The organism is Rhodopseudomonas sp. WA056, assembly GCF_010906995.1.
GTDB classification, from domain to species: Bacteria; Pseudomonadota; Alphaproteobacteria; order Rhizobiales; family Xanthobacteraceae; genus Rhodopseudomonas; species Rhodopseudomonas palustris_G.
Genome location: NZ_QPFS01000033.1, coordinates 24,441 through 39,444, shown reverse-complemented (window position 1 = coordinate 39,444; position 15,004 = coordinate 24,441). Strand labels below are relative to the sequence as shown.

Annotated in this window: 15 protein-coding genes; 9 read left to right on the top strand and 6 right to left on the bottom strand. The window is 68.0% G+C overall.

Annotation, left to right across the window (positions count from 1 at the left end; all coding sequences use genetic code 11):
- Positions 1-3: 3 nt before the first annotated feature.
- Together DU475_RS09260 and DU475_RS09255 are read left to right on the top strand one after the other, a co-directional pair.
- Positions 4-945, top strand: coding sequence for a FecCD family ABC transporter permease (locus DU475_RS09260; RefSeq protein ID WP_502706844.1), 942 nt, complete (start codon positions 4-6; stop codon positions 943-945).
- Positions 942-1,712 carry an ABC transporter ATP-binding protein gene (locus DU475_RS09255; protein ID WP_164631876.1) on the top strand — a complete coding sequence of 257 codons (771 nt, stop codon included), beginning with the start codon at positions 942-944 and terminating at the stop codon, positions 1,710-1,712. The genes DU475_RS09260 and DU475_RS09255 overlap by 4 nt, the downstream gene beginning before the upstream one ends.
- Here the strand turns inward: DU475_RS09255 and DU475_RS09250 are convergent.
- From DU475_RS09250 to DU475_RS09240, 3 genes are read right to left on the bottom strand one after another with little or no spacing between them, the layout of a single operon-like run.
- Positions 1,707-2,336, bottom strand: a complete 630-nt coding sequence (locus tag DU475_RS09250; protein WP_164631874.1) for a hypothetical protein — start codon at positions 2,334-2,336, stop codon at positions 1,707-1,709. The genes DU475_RS09255 and DU475_RS09250 overlap by 6 nt on opposite strands.
- Positions 2,333-2,938 (bottom strand): hypothetical protein, encoded by a 606-nt coding sequence (locus DU475_RS09245; RefSeq protein ID WP_164631873.1) that lies wholly within the window; start codon positions 2,936-2,938, stop codon positions 2,333-2,335. Before DU475_RS09245 ends, DU475_RS09250 begins: the two co-directional genes overlap by 4 nt.
- A gap of 13 nt (positions 2,939-2,951) precedes the next feature.
- Complete coding sequence (locus DU475_RS09240) at positions 2,952-3,479, bottom strand: hypothetical protein (protein ID WP_164631872.1); 528 nt, start codon at positions 3,477-3,479, stop codon at positions 2,952-2,954.
- Between the two features lie 625 nt (positions 3,480-4,104).
- Here DU475_RS09240 and DU475_RS09235 point away from each other — a divergent pair.
- Both DU475_RS09235 and DU475_RS09230 read left to right on the top strand, forming a co-directional pair.
- Positions 4,105-4,545, top strand: a complete 441-nt coding sequence (locus tag DU475_RS09235; RefSeq protein WP_013502148.1) for a c-type cytochrome — start codon at positions 4,105-4,107, stop codon at positions 4,543-4,545.
- A gap of 3 nt (positions 4,546-4,548) precedes the next feature.
- Positions 4,549-5,223 (top strand): cytochrome b/b6 domain-containing protein, encoded by a 675-nt coding sequence (locus tag DU475_RS09230; RefSeq protein ID WP_164631870.1) that lies wholly within the window; start codon positions 4,549-4,551, stop codon positions 5,221-5,223.
- 83 nt (positions 5,224-5,306) lie between these two features.
- On the opposite strand, the gene DU475_RS09225 is transcribed toward DU475_RS09230, so the two are convergent.
- The 3 genes from DU475_RS09225 to DU475_RS09215 all read right to left on the bottom strand — a co-directional run bounded on the left by DU475_RS09225 (position 5,307) and on the right by DU475_RS09215 (position 7,607).
- On the bottom strand, positions 5,307-5,765 hold the full coding sequence (locus DU475_RS09225; protein WP_164631868.1) for a PaaI family thioesterase: 459 nt from the start codon (positions 5,763-5,765) through the stop codon (positions 5,307-5,309).
- A gap of 148 nt (positions 5,766-5,913) precedes the next feature.
- Positions 5,914-6,288: a DUF5368 domain-containing protein gene (locus DU475_RS09220; protein ID WP_013502151.1), complete on the bottom strand. Its 375-nt coding sequence runs from the start codon at positions 6,286-6,288 to the stop codon at positions 5,914-5,916.
- Between the two features lie 11 nt (positions 6,289-6,299).
- Positions 6,300-7,607, bottom strand: coding sequence for an NAD(P)/FAD-dependent oxidoreductase (locus DU475_RS09215; protein ID WP_047307012.1), 1,308 nt, complete (start codon positions 7,605-7,607; stop codon positions 6,300-6,302).
- Positions 7,608-8,207: 600 nt separating this feature from the next.
- On the opposite strand from DU475_RS09215, the gene DU475_RS09210 reads away from it, so the two are divergent.
- The 5 genes from DU475_RS09210 (at position 8,208) to cydC (ending at position 14,616) form a co-directional block, all read left to right on the top strand.
- Complete coding sequence (locus tag DU475_RS09210; protein WP_164631867.1) at positions 8,208-9,794, top strand: cytochrome ubiquinol oxidase subunit I; 1,587 nt, start codon at positions 8,208-8,210, stop codon at positions 9,792-9,794.
- Between the two features lie 16 nt (positions 9,795-9,810).
- A complete protein-coding gene (gene cydB, locus DU475_RS09205; protein ID WP_080964115.1) occupies positions 9,811-10,962 on the top strand; it encodes a cytochrome d ubiquinol oxidase subunit II in 1,152 nt (383 codons plus the stop codon).
- Between the two features lie 12 nt (positions 10,963-10,974).
- Positions 10,975-11,127, top strand: coding sequence for a cytochrome bd-I oxidase subunit CydX (cydX, locus tag DU475_RS09200; RefSeq protein WP_013502155.1), 153 nt, complete (start codon positions 10,975-10,977; stop codon positions 11,125-11,127).
- A gap of 122 nt (positions 11,128-11,249) precedes the next feature.
- Positions 11,250-12,974, top strand: coding sequence for a thiol reductant ABC exporter subunit CydD (gene cydD / locus DU475_RS09195; protein ID WP_164631865.1), 1,725 nt, complete (start codon positions 11,250-11,252; stop codon positions 12,972-12,974).
- Complete coding sequence (cydC, locus tag DU475_RS09190) at positions 12,967-14,616, top strand: thiol reductant ABC exporter subunit CydC (RefSeq protein WP_164631863.1); 1,650 nt, start codon at positions 12,967-12,969, stop codon at positions 14,614-14,616. The genes cydD and cydC overlap by 8 nt, the downstream gene beginning before the upstream one ends.
- Positions 14,617-15,004: the final 388 nt, after the last annotated feature.

Sequence of the window (15,004 nt, the reverse complement as noted above, 5' to 3'; positions counted from 1 at the left end):
GGCATGCTGCTGCCCGATTGTCTGAGCCTCGTCGGGCTCGACCCGTCCGGCTGGCTGCCGCCCGGCTGGGCCGCCGCGAACTGGACGCCGACCGAACGGATCGTGGTGACCACGGTGCGGCTGCCGCGGGTGCTGATGGCCGGCATCGCCGGAGCGGGGCTGGCGCTGTCCGGCGCGGTGCTGCAGGGCATGTTTCGCAATCCGCTGGTCGGGCCGCAGACCATCGGCGCCGCATCCGGGGCGTCGCTCGGCGGCGTCGTGGCGATTCTGCTGTTCGGCTTCGGACTGCCGGTGCATCTCGGCGCGTTCTGCGGTGCCGCGCTGGCGCTCGCCGCGGTGCTGCTGGTGCATCGCGGCGACGGCGTCTCGCCGGTGCTGACGCTGGTGCTCGCCGGCGTCGTGGTCGGCGCGTTCTGCGGCGCGCTGGTCGGCTTCGTCACCTTCATCGCCGATCCGGAAGTGAAGCTGCCCGGCATCGTGTTCTGGCTGCTCGGCAGTTTCGCGGCGGCGAGCTGGCCGAACCTGGCGCTGCTGGCGGCGTGTACCATCGCCGGTGGCGGCGTGATGCTGGCGATGCGCTGGCGCGTCAACGTTCTGTCGCTCGGCGACGAAGAAGCGCGTGCGCTCGGCGTCGAGCCCGGCCGCGACCGCGTCATCCTGCTCGCCGCGACCTGCCTAGCGATCTCCGCGCAGGTCGCGGTGTCCGGCACGATCGGCTGGGTCGGCCTGGTGATTCCCAATCTGGTGCGGATGGTGGTCGGCGCCGATCATCGGCGGCTGTTGCCGGTGTCGGCGGTCGCCGGCGCGGCGTTTCTGATGTCGGCCGACACGCTGGCGCGCGATCTGTCGGCGGCGGAGATTCCGGTCGGCATCGTCACCGCGATCGTCGGCACGCCGGTGTTTGCCTGGTTGCTGCGCCGGCATGCGAGAGGGCAGGCTGCATGATCAGAGTCGAGCAGGCGGGTCATTGGTTCCGGCCGGAGCAGTGGCTGTTTCGCGATCTGTCGTTCGCGGTGGCGGAGGGCGAGGCGACCGCGATCCTCGGACCCAATGGCTGCGGCAAGACGACGTTGCTGCGCGCGCTCGCGAATACGCTGGCGTTGAAGCAGGGCCGGATCAGCGTCGACGGCGTCGTCGGCGTGGTGCCGCAGGCGCTGCGCGGCGACGTCGGCTACCGGGTGATCGATATGGTGCTGCTCGGCCGCAGCCGCTATCTCGGCCGGTTCGGTGCGCCGGGCCGCCGCGATCTCGCCCGCGCCGAAGCCTGCCTCGACGACGTCGGCATCGCCGAGCTCGCCGAGCGGCGCTACGACCGGCTGAGCGGCGGCCAGCGCCAGCTCGTGCTGTTCGCCCGCGCGCTCGCATGCGACTGCCGGGTGCTGCTGCTCGACGAGCCGGCTTCGGCGCTCGATCTCGCCAATCAGGGCGTGGTGCTGCGGCTGATCCGCCGGCTGGTGCGCGACGACGGCATGACCGTGGTGTTCACCACCCATCATCCCGATCACGCGCTGGCGGTGGCCGACAAGGTGCTGATGATGGCGGGCGATCCGGTGTTCGGCCCCGCCGACGCCACGCTCGACGAAGCCAATCTGGCGCGCCTCTACGGCGTGCCGGTGCGCCGTGTCACGATCGAGGCGGACGGCGAACGGATCGAAGCGACCGTGCCGGTGCATCGGCTGGTGACCGACGCACCGGGCGCTGTGCCTTCATGATCGCGCGGCGGCTTGCGTCCAGCGCAGGAAGCCGTCGAGGAAGCGCGTCGTCGCCGGCATGAACCGGCTGCCGTGGTGATAGAACGGATCGAGCGTCGAGACGATCAGACGGCCCGGCGTCGAGACGCGGTCGTCGTACAAGAGGGCGCCGCCTGGATCGCGGCCGTCGCGATCCTCCGGCACGGTGACCAGCGGCTCGGCGCCTTCGGGCGGAAACAGCACGCCGTGGATGTGCCAGATCGTCGAGTCCGGGGCGACGTGGCCGAACATCTCGTGATCGGGCGCGACGAACTGGTGCGGCGGCTTCTGCGTGGGATCGAGCCACCACCAGAAATTTGTCGGGCGCGGTGCGGCGCGCACGCCGGGGGCCCAGGTCTCGGCGTCGCTTTCGCCGAGCACCACCAGGGTCCGGCCGCGGGCGAGAAACTCGTTCAGCAACGGCCGATGCCGGCGCATCAGCTCGGGATTGCTGCGATCGGGCACGATCAGCAGCGTCGGTTCGGCGAGATCGTCCGCGGTCAGCATTGGGGTGTAGATCACCCGATCGAAACGGTCGCGGAAGCGTTCGCCGAAGATCGTCTCGTGATGATAGTAGGTGCCGCCGTCGAGAACAGCTACGGTCATGGGCGTGCCTCCACCAGCCAGGCGATCAGTTGCGGCAGCAGGCGCCGCGTCGAGTCGTCGCCGCCGAAGCTCCACAGGTCGTTGCCGCCGTGCATCAGCACTTCGCCGCGGCCGGAGCGATAGATGAAATCGAGCGGTCTTGCATCCGGCCCCAGCGTATGGATCACGGTCGCGTCGTCCGGCGGGATGTGCCAGGCGTGACCGTAGAAGCCGGCGACGCCGCGGCGGAAGGTGAGGTCGTCGAGCGCGACGCCGTCCCAGATCGGATGCGGGGCGGCGCGCGACACGGTGAGGTCGGCGATGCCGCCGCCGCCGAGCGGCTGAACCGGGCCAAGGCCGGTGAGGAACGGGTGGGCGATGTGGCCGCTGATCACCACCCGGCCGCCGGCGGCGACGTAGCCGTCGAGCAGCGCGGTGTGCGCCTGCAGGAAGCGCTGGTCCATGTGCATGCCGATCAGCAGCGCATCGGTGCCGGCGAGCAGGGCCGGGTCGAGCGTGTAGAGGTCGACATCGCGAACGCTGCAGTCGAGACCGGCGAGCCGTTCGGCCCAGGCTGCCGACGAGGTCTTGTGGCCGCAGAACAGGCGGACGATGGTCTTCATGGCGCGATCCGGATCACAGCCGGTCGAACAGCGTGTCCGGCGCCGCGGCCAGCACGTCGTCGGCAACGCGTCGCTTCAGTGCCGACAGCTCGACGTTCTCTGCGTCGCTGCGGTCGGCGCCGCGGGCGATCAGTTCGAAGAACCGGTCCGGCACCACGCCGGCGCGCAGTGCGGCGCCGACGCTGCGGTCGCCCGCCGAGAGCCGCCAGCTATAGGACATGTCGACGCCCGGACACAGCCGCGCATGCGGCAGCGCGCGGTCGACGGTGTAGACCCCGCGCGTCACTGCGCGAGTGACGAATTCGAAGGCGTCGCGCACGCCGGGGCCGGGATGACCGCTGACGACGATGAGATCGGTGCGAAGCGGCGGTCGCTCGGGCGACAGCGCCGGCAGCATCAGGCGCAGCGCCTGAAACGTCACCGCGAGCATCGCGAGGGCCGAATGGCCGTGATACGCCGCGACCGCGTCGAAGCGGATATCAATGAGGTCTTCCTCGCCCCCGACGGTCAGTGAGGGGACTAACTCGATAGCATTGATCATGTCGGAGCCGGTTTTGCCTGACGTGCCAGGGAGGATGGATGCCGGTCCCGCCTACCAACAACGCGAGGGGGCAGCAATTTCATACCCTCGCGCAACGCGTGCAGCAGACGCCGGTGTTCGGCGTAACCGTCTCGCCCGACAGGCTTCTCCGTGGATTTTAGAATCGCTGGAAAGTCGGACTGAGCAGCAAGACGGAGAAGCGCGACCCCGTGACGGGTGACCACTCTGCGAGCCGGCGTCCGGCCGTCCGTCACCGTACCGTGTATCATTTGAGCGGCGTCGGATTGTGGCCGGCGCGGGCTCGACGAAGGCAGGCGGGACAATGTGTCTCGGCTGACGCCAGCGCGCGTCCGGACTCGGGGGCGATCCTGTGGCGGTCGTAGCGCTCGGCTGACGTCGGCGGTTTGCGGCTGTGTCGGCGCAGCGATATGGAAACGAGCCGGGGTGGCGAATCACGCGATGGCTCGTCCTCGTCTGTGACGTTGTCACTGCAGTGTCAGGTTGTGTGTGCGAGTCTTTGATCCTGGACGTTCGCGGCCATGGAAATGACGCACCCGCATGGGTGATGCTGTCGTCGTCGCGGCGATCCGCGACGATCCGAATGATCGGGAAAGGATCTGAAGAGATGAAATTGAGAATCGTTACTATTGCTGGTCTGGCTGTCCTGGTCAGCGGCGTCGCGGTTGCGCAGACCGATGTGATCGCGCAGCGCAAGGCGATGCTGAAGCAGATGGGCGACTCGACCAAGCCGATCGCCGCGATGATGAAGGGCGAGGCCAAGTTCGACCAGGCGGTGGTGCAGAAATCGCTGGCGTCGATCGCGGATGATGCGAAGAAACTGCCTGCGCTTTTCCCTGCGGATTCCAAGACAGGCGGAGACACCGCTGCGCTTCCGAAGATCTGGGACGACAAGGCGAAGTTCGACGATCTGTTCGCCAAGCTGGCGGCGGCTGCCACGGCGGCTCAGGGCAGCGTCAAGGACGAAGCCTCGCTCAAGGCGAGCATGGGCAGCGTGTTCGGCACCTGCAAGTCGTGCCACGACGATTTCCGCGCCAAGAAGAGCTGACGGATGAAGGAAGCGAGCGTCGTCGCCTGGGACGGGCCCACGCGCGTCTTCAAGTGGGCGCTCGTCCTCGTCGTCGTCGACGGCTGGATCAGCAACAGATATGGCGGGGGCTTCCCCGCCTGGCACAAGCTCAACGGCTACGCCGCACTGGTGCTGATCGTGTTCCGGATCCTGTGGGGCTTCGTCGGCGGGTCGACGGCGCGGTTCGGCAGCTTCGTGGCGATGCCCGGCAAGGTGCTGGCCTACATCGCCGACAAGAAGAAGTTTCTCGGTCACAACCCGCTCGGCGGCTGGATGGTGGTGGCGCTGCTGGCGCTGGTGCTGGCGATGGCCACCAGTGGCCTGTTTTCCGGTGACGAAGATCGTCTGATCATCGACGGGCCGCTCGCCAAGACGGTCTCCGATGCCGCCGTCGAGAGCGCCACGCTCTGGCACCGGCGGATCTTCACCGCGATCGAGATCTTCGTGGTGGTGCACGTCGCCGCCAACGTGATCTACGCGCTGTTCAGTCGTGAACCGCTGATCCAGGCGATGATCACCGGCCGAAAGCCTGTCGACAGCTATGCCGACATGCAGGCGGCCGAACCGGGACCGTGGGGCAGGGCGTTCGCCTGCCTCCTCGTTGCGGCGTTCATCGTGCTGGCGCCGCTTTACATCATGGCCGGCCGGCTGCTGTAGCCGGCGCCGGCCCGGCATCGCCGACCCAAGCTTGAAGCTCCGGCTCTGATCAATTCAGGGCCGGAGCTTTTGCGTTGGGTGGACTATGACCGGAAGCTCTGCGGCATCTGCACCGCGACCACGCGGCCGCGCGCGGTTTCCTGACCGGCGGCGATCACCGAGGTCTCCACCACCACCTTGCGTCCCTTGATCTCGACGACGCGGCCGCGCAGCTCGAGTTCGACCAGCGGCGTCGGCTTGAGATAATCGACGTGCAGAGAGCCGGTGACGAAACGGAATTCCGGCAGGCTGTCCATGTCGCGGCCCTCGTGCCGGTACATCGCGGCGGCTGCGGTCCCGGTGCTGTGACAATCGACCAGCGAAGCGATCAGCCCGCCATAGACGAAGCCGGGTACGGCGGTGTGATACGGCTCGGGCATGAACCGCGTCACGCTCTCGTCGCCGTCCCAGCGGGTCTTGATCTGGTGGCCGTAGCCGTTGAGCCGTCCGCAGCCGAAGCAGTGCGAGACGTTCTCGGGGTAGTGGTCTTGAAAGGCATCCATGGACAGTTTCCGGCTACAGCATCTTCGATCAAGGTGGAAACCGGTTCGCGAGAGGGGCGTGTGAAAATAAACGACCGGAGCTCCGGTTCTGGTTTGTCGCAGAACCGGAGATGCTGTCGCGTCCCGCCCGACGCCCGCGACCGGGCGGCTACAGGCTGGATCTGCGCCGGATCACGAACGGGCTGGTCCGCAGCAGCGACTGCAGCGTGTACACCAGGATCGCCGAGCCTCCGGCGCCCAGCACCGCGACCGCCAGCATGACGATCCAGTCGACCGGCCCGCCGAGATCGCGGAAGTCGGAATGGGTGACCGCCTGCACGAACAGTACCGCCGCGATCGCGCCGAACGGCATCGACAGTTGCGCCCACAGGAAGCGCCGCATCGACATCTTGTGGTCGCGGATCAGCACGTAGAGATAGCCGGCCGTGATCACCGCGGCGACCCCGACCAGGGTCCAGAACAGCGCCGGTCCGTACAGCTCTTCGAACACCGCGATCAGAGTCTCGAACGTCAGTTGCTTCATGGCGGTTCTCCTCAGGCCTTGCCGCGCAACATCGCGTAGTAGGTGGGACGCAGCGCGACCTCCTTCATCAGCCAACTGATCCACAGCTCTTCGAGCGGCGCGATCAGGCCGGGGAACGACGGCGCCAGATTGTTGCGGTAGTCGAACTCGATCAGCATCGCGCGGCCGACCCGGGTCATCAGCGGGCAGGAGGTGTAGCCGTTGAAGCGCTCGGTGCCTTCCTTGCCCTGGATCGCCGCGACCAGATGATCCTCGACCACCGGGACCTGCCATTTGACCGAGGCCGCGGTCTTGCCCTTCGGAACGCCGGCGACGTCGCCGAGCGCGAAGATGTCCGGATAGCGGCGGTGGCGCAGCGTGTACTGATCGACCTCGACCCAACCCTGGTCGGTCCATTTGTCGGCCCACGACAGGTCGGATTGCCGGATCAGGGCCGGAGCGCGCTGCGGCGGAATCACGTGGATGTAATCGTAGCCGAGCTCCTCGGTGCCCTTGGGGGTCTGGAAGGTGGCGATCCGGCGCCCCGGATCGATCGCCTTCAAGACGCGGCTGTACACGGCATTGATACCGCGCTCCTCGAACAGCATCCGCACCTTTTCGGAGACGATCGGCACGCTGAACAGCGAGTCCGCATGTGCCGCATAGGTGATCTTGTAGCGGCCGGCGCCGACCTTGCGGCTGGCGATGTCGTCGATCAGGAAAGTGTGCTTGAGCGGCGCGCCGGCGCATTTCATTTCGGTTGCGGGCCGGGTGAACAGTCCGGTGCCGCCGGTCTCGGCGAAGCGCGACGCGGCCGCCCAGGTCCGCGCTGCATATTCGGGGCCGGCATACAGCGCGCCGACGCCGTTGCTGCCGACCAGATCGAGCGAGAAGCCTTCGATCGCCTGGTGATCCAGCACCAGCCCCGGTGCGACGATCAGATAGTCGTACGGCACGGTGTTGCGCGCAGCGGTCGCGACCGTCTTGGCCACCGGATCGATCGCCACCGCCGGTTCTTCGATCAGCTTGACGCCCGGCTGCAGCCAGTCCCGGGTGCGGGACACCACGTAGGAGGCCGGGCGCAGCCCTGCCGCCACGAGCGACAGGCCGGGTTGGTAGATGTGGTCGCGCCGGCCGTCGATGATCACGATGCTGGCCTGTTCCAGGCGCATCGCCAGCCGGTTGGCGATCGCGGTACCGGCCGCGCCGGCACCGATGATCACGATGCGCGCCTTTGTGGCGATCGGCTGCGCCGCCGCCGAACCAGCGGCGCCGGCGGCGAGCGCCCCCGAGACGATGCCCATGAAGTGCCGTCGTGAGATGAATGCGTCCGAAGCCATGCCAACCCCCCTTGCGCCGTTTTCCGGCGATCATTTTCGAAACGACGTGCTGTCTGGCGAACAGATTCCGGGAAACGGTCGGACAGGTGCTTCGCGCGTCACCTTTGAATGTCCACCTGCGCAAGATTCGGCGCAGCTCTGCCACCAGCAACGCTGTCACTATTGGGCCGCCACGGCCGCGCGCACAGTGACGATGTCACTTTCAACACCGGGCCGTGACACGAGCGGCGGTCGCTTGCGCGCGCAGGATGTATGATTTGCAAAGCACCAACAATCGCGCGTCGGGCTCCTCCGTATCAGTACGGAGTGGACGCACTCCGAGGTCGGCGAATGCCGAGTCCTGTGACGAAGTCACCGAGCGATTCGAATGCCTCTGACATTCTGTCGCAGCAGCGCCGCTCGACCAAGCCATCGCCCGATCGGCCATCGGCGGCATCTCTGCAACAGGGGGCCCGATCGTGATCGGGACTTCGCCGTCATGTTTCTGGACACCTCCCTGTCGGCTGCATGCGAAGCCTCGCATGCTCAATCTCACCGCATCGCTACGGAGCCGCCGCCTGCGGCGGATCGGCTTCACTCCTCGGAAGGATGTCGGCCATCATGGTGGACTCAACATTCGTAGAACTGTCGCGCTGGCAGTTCGCCGCGACCGCGCTCTATCATTTCCTGTTCGTGCCGCTGACGCTCGGACTCTCCTGGCTCCTGGTCATCATGGAGACGGTCTACGTGATGACCGGCAAGGAGATCTACAAGGACATGACCAAGTTCTGGGGCAAGTTGTTCGGCATCAACTTCGCCCTCGGTGTCACCACCGGCCTGACCATGGAGTTCGAGTTCGGAACCAACTGGTCGTACTACTCGCACTATGTCGGCGACGTGTTCGGCGCGCCGCTGGCGATCGAAGGCCTGATGGCGTTCTTCCTGGAATCGACCTTCATCGGCCTGTTCTTCCTCGGCTGGGACCGGCTTTCGAAACGCAAGCATCTGGCGGTGACGTTTCTCACTGCGATCGGATCGAACCTGTCGGCGCTGTGGATCCTGATCGCCAACGGCTGGATGCAGAACCCGGTCGGCTCGGTGTTCTCGCCGGAGACGATGCGGATGGAGATGACCAGCTTCGCCGAGGTGTTCCTCAATCCGGTGGCGCAGGTGAAGTTCGTTCACACCGTGGCGGCGGGTTACGTCACCGCCTCGGTGTTCGTGATGGGCATCTCGGCCTGGTACATCCTGAAGGGGCGGGATCTCGCGTTCGCGCGCCGTTCGTTCGCGGTCGCGGTCGGATTCGGCCTGGCGTCGTCGCTGTCGGTGATCGTGCTTGGTGACGAGAGCGGCTACACCCTCGGCGACGTGCAGAAGGTCAAGCTGGCCGCAATCGAGGGCGAATGGCACACCGAGAAGGCACCGGCGGCGTTCACGCTGTTCGGCTTCCCGAGCCAGACCGGCCAGGCGATCGCCGACGCTGTCAAGATTCCCGCGGTGCTCGGTCTGATCGCGACGCGGTCGATCGACAAGCCGGTCAAGGGGCTCGCCGATCTCGAACGCGAGCATCTGGCGCGGATCGAATCCGGGCAGATCGCCTATGCGGCGATGACCAAGATCCGCGCCGGTGATACCTCGCCGGAGACCCGCAAGACCTTCGACGCCCACGTCAAGGATCTCGGCTTCGGCCTGCTGCTGAAGCAGTTCGTCGAAGACCCGGCCAACGCCACGCCGGAGCAGATCAAGGCTGCCGCGGCCTCGACCATTCCGACGGTTTGGCCGCTGTTCTGGGCGTTCCGCATCATGGTCGGCCTCGGCTTCGTGATGCTGTTCACCTTCGCGGCGAGCTTCTGGTTCAATGCCAACAAGAGCCTCGAACGCAGGCGCTGGTTCCTGTGGTTCACGGTGCTGCTGATCCCGGCGCCGTGGCTGGCATCCGAAGCCGGTTGGTTCGTGGCCGAGTTCGGCCGGCAGCCATGGGCGATCGGCGAAGTGCTGCCGACCTTCCTGGCAACATCGAGCCTGACCTCGGGCGACCTGATCTTCTCGCTGACCGGCTTCCTCGCCTTCTACACGCTGCTGCTGGTGATCGAGTTGTTCCTGATGTTCAAATTCGCCCGGCTCGGTCCGAGTTCGCTCGGTACCGGACGCTATCACTTCGAGGCCGACGCCAAGACCGCTGCCAAGTCCGCCGCGGCTGTGGTGTGAGCCGGAGGAGATCATCATGCTCGACTACGAGACTCTCAAATTCGTCTGGTGGATCTTCGTCGGCCTGCTGCTGATGGGCTTCGCCATCACCGACGGCATGGACATGGGGGTGGGCACCTTGCTGCCGTTCGTCGCCCGCAAGGACGTCGAACGCCGCATCGCCATCAACTCGGTCGGCCCGCATTGGGACGGCAACCAGGTCTGGTTCATCACCGCCGGCGGCGCGATCTTCGCCGCCTGGCCCGCGGTCTACGCCGCCGCGTTCTCCGGCTTCTACATGGCAATGCTGCTGGTGCTGTTCGCGCTGTTCTTCCGGCCGGTCGGCTTCGACTATCGCTCCAAGATCGAGAACCCGACCTGGCGCAACGCCTGGGACTGGGGACTGTTCGCCGGCGGCACCATCCCGGCGCTGATCTTCGGCGTCGCCTTCGGCAATCTCTTGCAGGGCGTGCCGTTCCGGCTCGACGACCTGCTGCGCGCCCATTATCAGGGCTCGCTGCTGACGGCGCTGCTGCCGCTGCTCAACCCGTTCGCGCTGCTCGCCGGCGTGATCAGCCTGGCGATGCTCGCCGCGCACGGCGGGGTCTGGCTGCAGCTTCGCGCCTCCGATGCGGTCGCCGATCGCGCCCGCAAGGCCGTGCTGCTGCTGTCACCGATCGTGGCGGTGGCGTTCGCGCTGGCCGGGGTCTGGCTGTGGCTCGGCATCGACGGCTATCGCATCGTCAAGGAGGCGGCGCACAGCGCGGCATCGAACCCGCTCACCAAGGAAGTGGTGCGCGCGCCCGGCGCCTGGCTCGATATCTACGCCAAGCAGCCGCTGGCGATGATCGTTCCGGCGATCGGCCTGATCGCGCCGCTGCTCACCATGCTGCTGTCGGCCGTGCATCGGCCGGGCCTCGCCTTCGTCACCAGCGCGTTCGGGATGGTCGGCATCATCGGCACCGCCGGGCTGTCGATGTTCCCGTTCATCATGCCGTCGAGCATCGATCCGCGATCGAGCCTGACGATCTGGGATGCGGCATCGAGCGAACTGACCCTGACGGTGATGTTCTGGGCGGTGGTGATCTTCCTGCCGATCGTGCTCGCCTACACCGTGTGGTGCTACGCCAACATGTGGGGCAGGGTCACCGCCGGCGAGATCGAAGCCCGCGCCCATTCGGCCTACTGAAGGAGATCGACCATGTGGTACTTCGCCTGGATTCTCGGCGTCACCGCCGCTGCGGCGATCGCCGTCATCAACGTGATGTGGTACGAGTTTCAGGACGGTCTGATGGTCGCGGTGCCGACCCACGACCAACCCGACGGCTCGCAGATCCCCGACCGCGTCGTTTAGCAGCCGAAAGGCGTGACATCCGGACGAGGCCGGTGCGATCGACGCGCCGGCCTCGCGCCTTATGATCAGGTTTCGCTGACCAGGTTTCACTGACTGGGTTTTCGCACCGAGGCGCCGTCACCGTGACTGCACGTTCCGCCCCGTCCGCCGCGCTACTGCGTTCGCTCCGCGTGGTCGCCGGATGCCACGCCCGCATTGCGACGTTCGCTGCCGCGGTCGGCGGCGTGCTGGCGGTGGCGACGGCGCAACTGATCGCGATCGCGGTCGACCGTTTGGTGTTCGGCCATGCGGCGCTGCCGGCGATCATGCCGCTGCTGGCTCTGCTCGCCGGCGTCGCATTGCTCCGTGCCGCGGCGGCGTGGCTCACCGAGCGGGCGGCGTTCGAGGCTTCCGCCAAGGTGAGGCGGCATCTGTTTCGGCGGGCGCTGGAGCGAGTGTCGGCGCTCGGCCCGGTGCGGCTCGGAGAGCATCCGCCGGGAGAACTGGTGGCGTTGCTGACGGACTCGCTCGACGCGGTGGCGCCGCTGTGGCGCGCGTGGCAGCCGGCGATCGTGCGCGCCGCGGTGGTCCCGGTCGCGGTGCTGGCGATCGTGGCGTGGCGCGATCTTTTGGCGGCGGGCATCCTGCTCGTCGCGCTGCCGCTGCTGGTGTGGTTCTCGATCCTGGCCGGGCAGGGTGCCGAGCGGGCGAGCGGCGAGCGCTGGGCCGGGCTCGCGCGGCTCGGCGGTCATCTGCTCGATCAAATCCGCGGCCTGCCCGAACGCAAGCTCGCAGGAACCGCGGACCGCGCCGTCGCCGCGGTGAAAGCCGCCGCCGAGCGCTACGGCCGCGAGACCATGGCGGTGCTGCGGATCGCCTTCCTGTCGGCGCTGGTTGTGGAATTCGTCGCGACCGCGGCAATCGCCGGCGTGGCGATCGCGGTCGGCTTCCGGCTGCTGTGGGGCGAGATGGATTTCGCCACCGGGCTGTTCGTGCTGCTGCTGGCGCCGGAGTTCTTCGCGCCGCTGCGCGACATCGGCGCGCGCCGCCACGCCAGGCTGGAAGCGCTGGCCGCGCTCGACAAGCTGGCGCCGCTGCTCGACACGCCGCCCGCGGCCGGCCGGCGTTACGTTGCGGCGGCGCCGCCGGCGATCCGGTTCGACGACGTGCGCGTCGTCCATGCCGACGGCCGCGTTGCGCTCGACGGCTTCAGCCTCGACATCGCCGCCGGCGAACACGTCGCGCTGGTCGGCCCGTCCGGCGCCGGCAAGAGCACGGTGCTGGCGCTGCTGCTGCGGTTCGTCGAGCCGAGCGGCGGCCGGGTGCTGATCGACGGCGTGCCGCTGTCCGAAATCGATCCGGCGGAGTGGCGACGGGCGCTGGTGGCGATGGCGCAGACGCCGCAGTTTTTCGAGGGCTCGATCGCCGACAATGTGGTGATGGGCCGCGCGGCCACGACCGATGATACAGCGCTGCGCGAGGCGCTGCGCGCCGCGGACGCCGCGGCGTGGGTCGACCGGCTGCCGGACGGCGCCGCGACCCCGTTGGCCGAGCGCGGCGCCAATCTGTCCGGCGGCGAGGCGCAGCGGCTGGCGCTGGCGCGCGCGATCTACGCCGCCGGGCCGCTGCTGCTGTTCGACGAGCCGACCGCGCATCTCGACGCCGAAGCGCAGCGCGTGGTGATGCAGGGGCTGGCGCGGCTGCGCGAAGGACGCACCGTGCTGACGATCGCGCACCGGCGCGAGACCATCGCGGCCGCCGACCGTGTGGTGGTGATCGAGCGCGGCCGCGTCGCCGCGCAGGGCAGGCCCGCGCAGATCCTCGAAGGTGCGCGCGACCGATCCGATGCGGAGCGCTCCGATGCGTGACCTGATCCGTCTGGTCCGGTTGTGGCGCGGCTCGCTGCCGCTGCTGTTCGGTGCGCTCGCGATCTCGCTGCTCACCACCTTCGCCAATCTGGCGCTGATGGCGACGGCCGGCTGGTTCGTCACCGCGATGGCGGTCGCCGGCGCTGCCGGTGTGACCATGAACTACTTCACGCCGTCGGCGATCATCCGCTTCGCCGCGATCGTCCGCACCGGCGGCCGCTGGCTCGACCGCGTCGTCAGCCACGAGGCGACCTTCGCGCTGCTGGCATCGACCCGCGTCGCGCTGTTCGCGCGGCTGGCTGAGATCGCGCCCGGCGGTCTCGCCGATCTGCGCTCGGGTGAGGTGGCGGCGCGGCTGAAGCTCGACATCGACCGGCTGGAGATCGTGTTCCTGCGGCTGGCCGCGCCGGCGGTGGTCGCGATCGTGGTGGCTGGCGTCGTGATCGGCGCCGTCGTCTGGCTCGGCCAGAGCGCGCTGGCGTGGGGGCTCGCGGCGATCCTGGCGGCCGGCGGGCTGATCGGCCCGGCGCTGGTGGTGCGCGCCACACGCAAGGCCGCCGATCGCGACGCGGTGCTGGCCGCGACGCTGCGCCGCCGCACCACCGAACATCTCGACGGGCTGGCGACGCTGCTGGTCACCGGCGACGATCGCCGCCGTATCGACGCGCTGGACGGATTGCTGGCGCGGCGGATCGCCGCCGAGCGGACGATCGCGGCGCGTAGCGCGCTCGGCGCGATCGGCCTCGGCGCCGCGTCCGATGCCGCGGTGATCGCCGTGCTCGGCGTGGGTAGCTCGGCGCTCGGCAGCGCGGCGCTCAGCGGCCCCGACCTCACCTTGGTCCTGCTACTGGTACTGGCGTCGTTCGAAGCGTTCGCGCCGCTCCCCGTCGCGGCGGCTGGGCTGGGCGCGACCCTGGTGTCATTGCGGCGGTTGTTCGCGCTGTGGGACCGCGCGCCGCTGGTCGACGAACCGGCGCAGCCGGCGCCGCTGCCGCAAGCGTACGATCTGGTCGCCGACAAGGTGTCGCTGACCTTTCCGGGACGCACCACGCCTGCGCTGCGCGCCGCCGATGTCGTCCTGCCGCAGGGCGGCGAGCGGCGGCTCGACGGTCCGAGCGGTAGCGGCAAGTCGACGCTGATCGATCTGTTGGTGCGTGTCCGCGATCCCGATGCCGGCGAGATCCGGCTCGGCGGCGTGCCGATCCGCCGGCTGGCGCTGGCCGATCTGCGGTCGGTGATCGCGCTGGTGCCGCAGCAGCCGCACATCTTCGCCGCGACCATCGCCGACAATCTGCGCAGCTTCGCGCCGGATGCGAGCGACGCCGAGCTGTGGGCGGCACTCGACGGCGCCGGGCTGAAGCAGGCGGTGGCGCGGATGCCCGATCAGCTTCAGACCTACGTCGGCGAGGGGGGCGCCAGATTGTCGGGCGGCGAGGTGCGGCGACTGTCAATCGCGCGCGGCCTGCTGCGCACCGATGCCCGCATCCTGATCCTCGACGAGCCGACCGAAGGCCTCGACGACGCGACCGCAGCGGACGTGATGCGAGGCGTGGAACGGCTGCGCGGCGGGCGCAGCCTGCTGATCGTCTCGCATCGAAATGTTTCGCCACATCCCGGAGCGATGCCCGACCTCGTTAGGTGAAGCCAGCGGCAGTACGAGGGGCCGACAGTCGCGCAGGATAGATCGCAGCGTGATCGGGAGACGCTGCACGCAATTTTAACGTGTCGTGATTGCAGACAGCGCGCGGCGTCGGGTGATGTCCACAAACCGGAAGCGGCTCGGTCGTGCCGCACCGTTTCGCTAAAATTGTCGAGGATTCGAGAGGTCGCGGGTTTGCCGTATCCAGTTCGGATTCTCCGCCCGTCCGCCCCCTGTACCGTCCGCACTGTTCAAATTTGAGCGAATCGTATGGCGAGACACAGCACCTCCGCGGCGACGGGTAGGTCCGGCGTTTGTGACGGTTGCTTCGGCGTGCGACAAGAGGGATGAGTTTTTTCGTCGGCAGTTCGAAATTTCGATCGGGGATGAC

Excerpts from the sequence above, each read along its gene's own strand:
- DU475_RS09260 (WP_502706844.1), top strand. The coding sequence starts at position 4 with ATGCTGCTGCCCGATTGTCTGAGCCTCGTCGGGCTCGACCCGTCCGGC.
- DU475_RS09255 (WP_164631876.1), top strand. The coding sequence starts at position 942 with ATGATCAGAGTCGAGCAGGCGGGTCATTGGTTCCGGCCGGAGCAGTGG.
- DU475_RS09250 (WP_164631874.1), bottom strand. The coding sequence starts at position 2,336 with ATGACCGTAGCTGTTCTCGACGGCGGCACCTACTATCATCACGAGACG.
- DU475_RS09245 (WP_164631873.1), bottom strand. The coding sequence starts at position 2,938 with ATGAAGACCATCGTCCGCCTGTTCTGCGGCCACAAGACCTCGTCGGCA.
- DU475_RS09240 (WP_164631872.1), bottom strand. The coding sequence starts at position 3,479 with ATGATCAATGCTATCGAGTTAGTCCCCTCACTGACCGTCGGGGGCGAG.
- DU475_RS09235 (WP_013502148.1), top strand. The coding sequence starts at position 4,105 with ATGAAATTGAGAATCGTTACTATTGCTGGTCTGGCTGTCCTGGTCAGC.
- DU475_RS09230 (WP_164631870.1), top strand. The coding sequence starts at position 4,549 with ATGAAGGAAGCGAGCGTCGTCGCCTGGGACGGGCCCACGCGCGTCTTC.
- DU475_RS09225 (WP_164631868.1), bottom strand. The coding sequence starts at position 5,765 with ATGGATGCCTTTCAAGACCACTACCCCGAGAACGTCTCGCACTGCTTC.
- DU475_RS09220 (WP_013502151.1), bottom strand. The coding sequence starts at position 6,288 with ATGAAGCAACTGACGTTCGAGACTCTGATCGCGGTGTTCGAAGAGCTG.
- DU475_RS09215 (WP_047307012.1), bottom strand. The coding sequence starts at position 7,607 with ATGGCTTCGGACGCATTCATCTCACGACGGCACTTCATGGGCATCGTC.
- DU475_RS09210 (WP_164631867.1), top strand. The coding sequence starts at position 8,208 with ATGGTGGACTCAACATTCGTAGAACTGTCGCGCTGGCAGTTCGCCGCG.
- cydB (WP_080964115.1), top strand. The coding sequence starts at position 9,811 with ATGCTCGACTACGAGACTCTCAAATTCGTCTGGTGGATCTTCGTCGGC.
- cydX (WP_013502155.1), top strand. The coding sequence starts at position 10,975 with ATGTGGTACTTCGCCTGGATTCTCGGCGTCACCGCCGCTGCGGCGATC.
- cydC (WP_164631863.1), top strand. The coding sequence starts at position 12,967 with ATGCGTGACCTGATCCGTCTGGTCCGGTTGTGGCGCGGCTCGCTGCCG.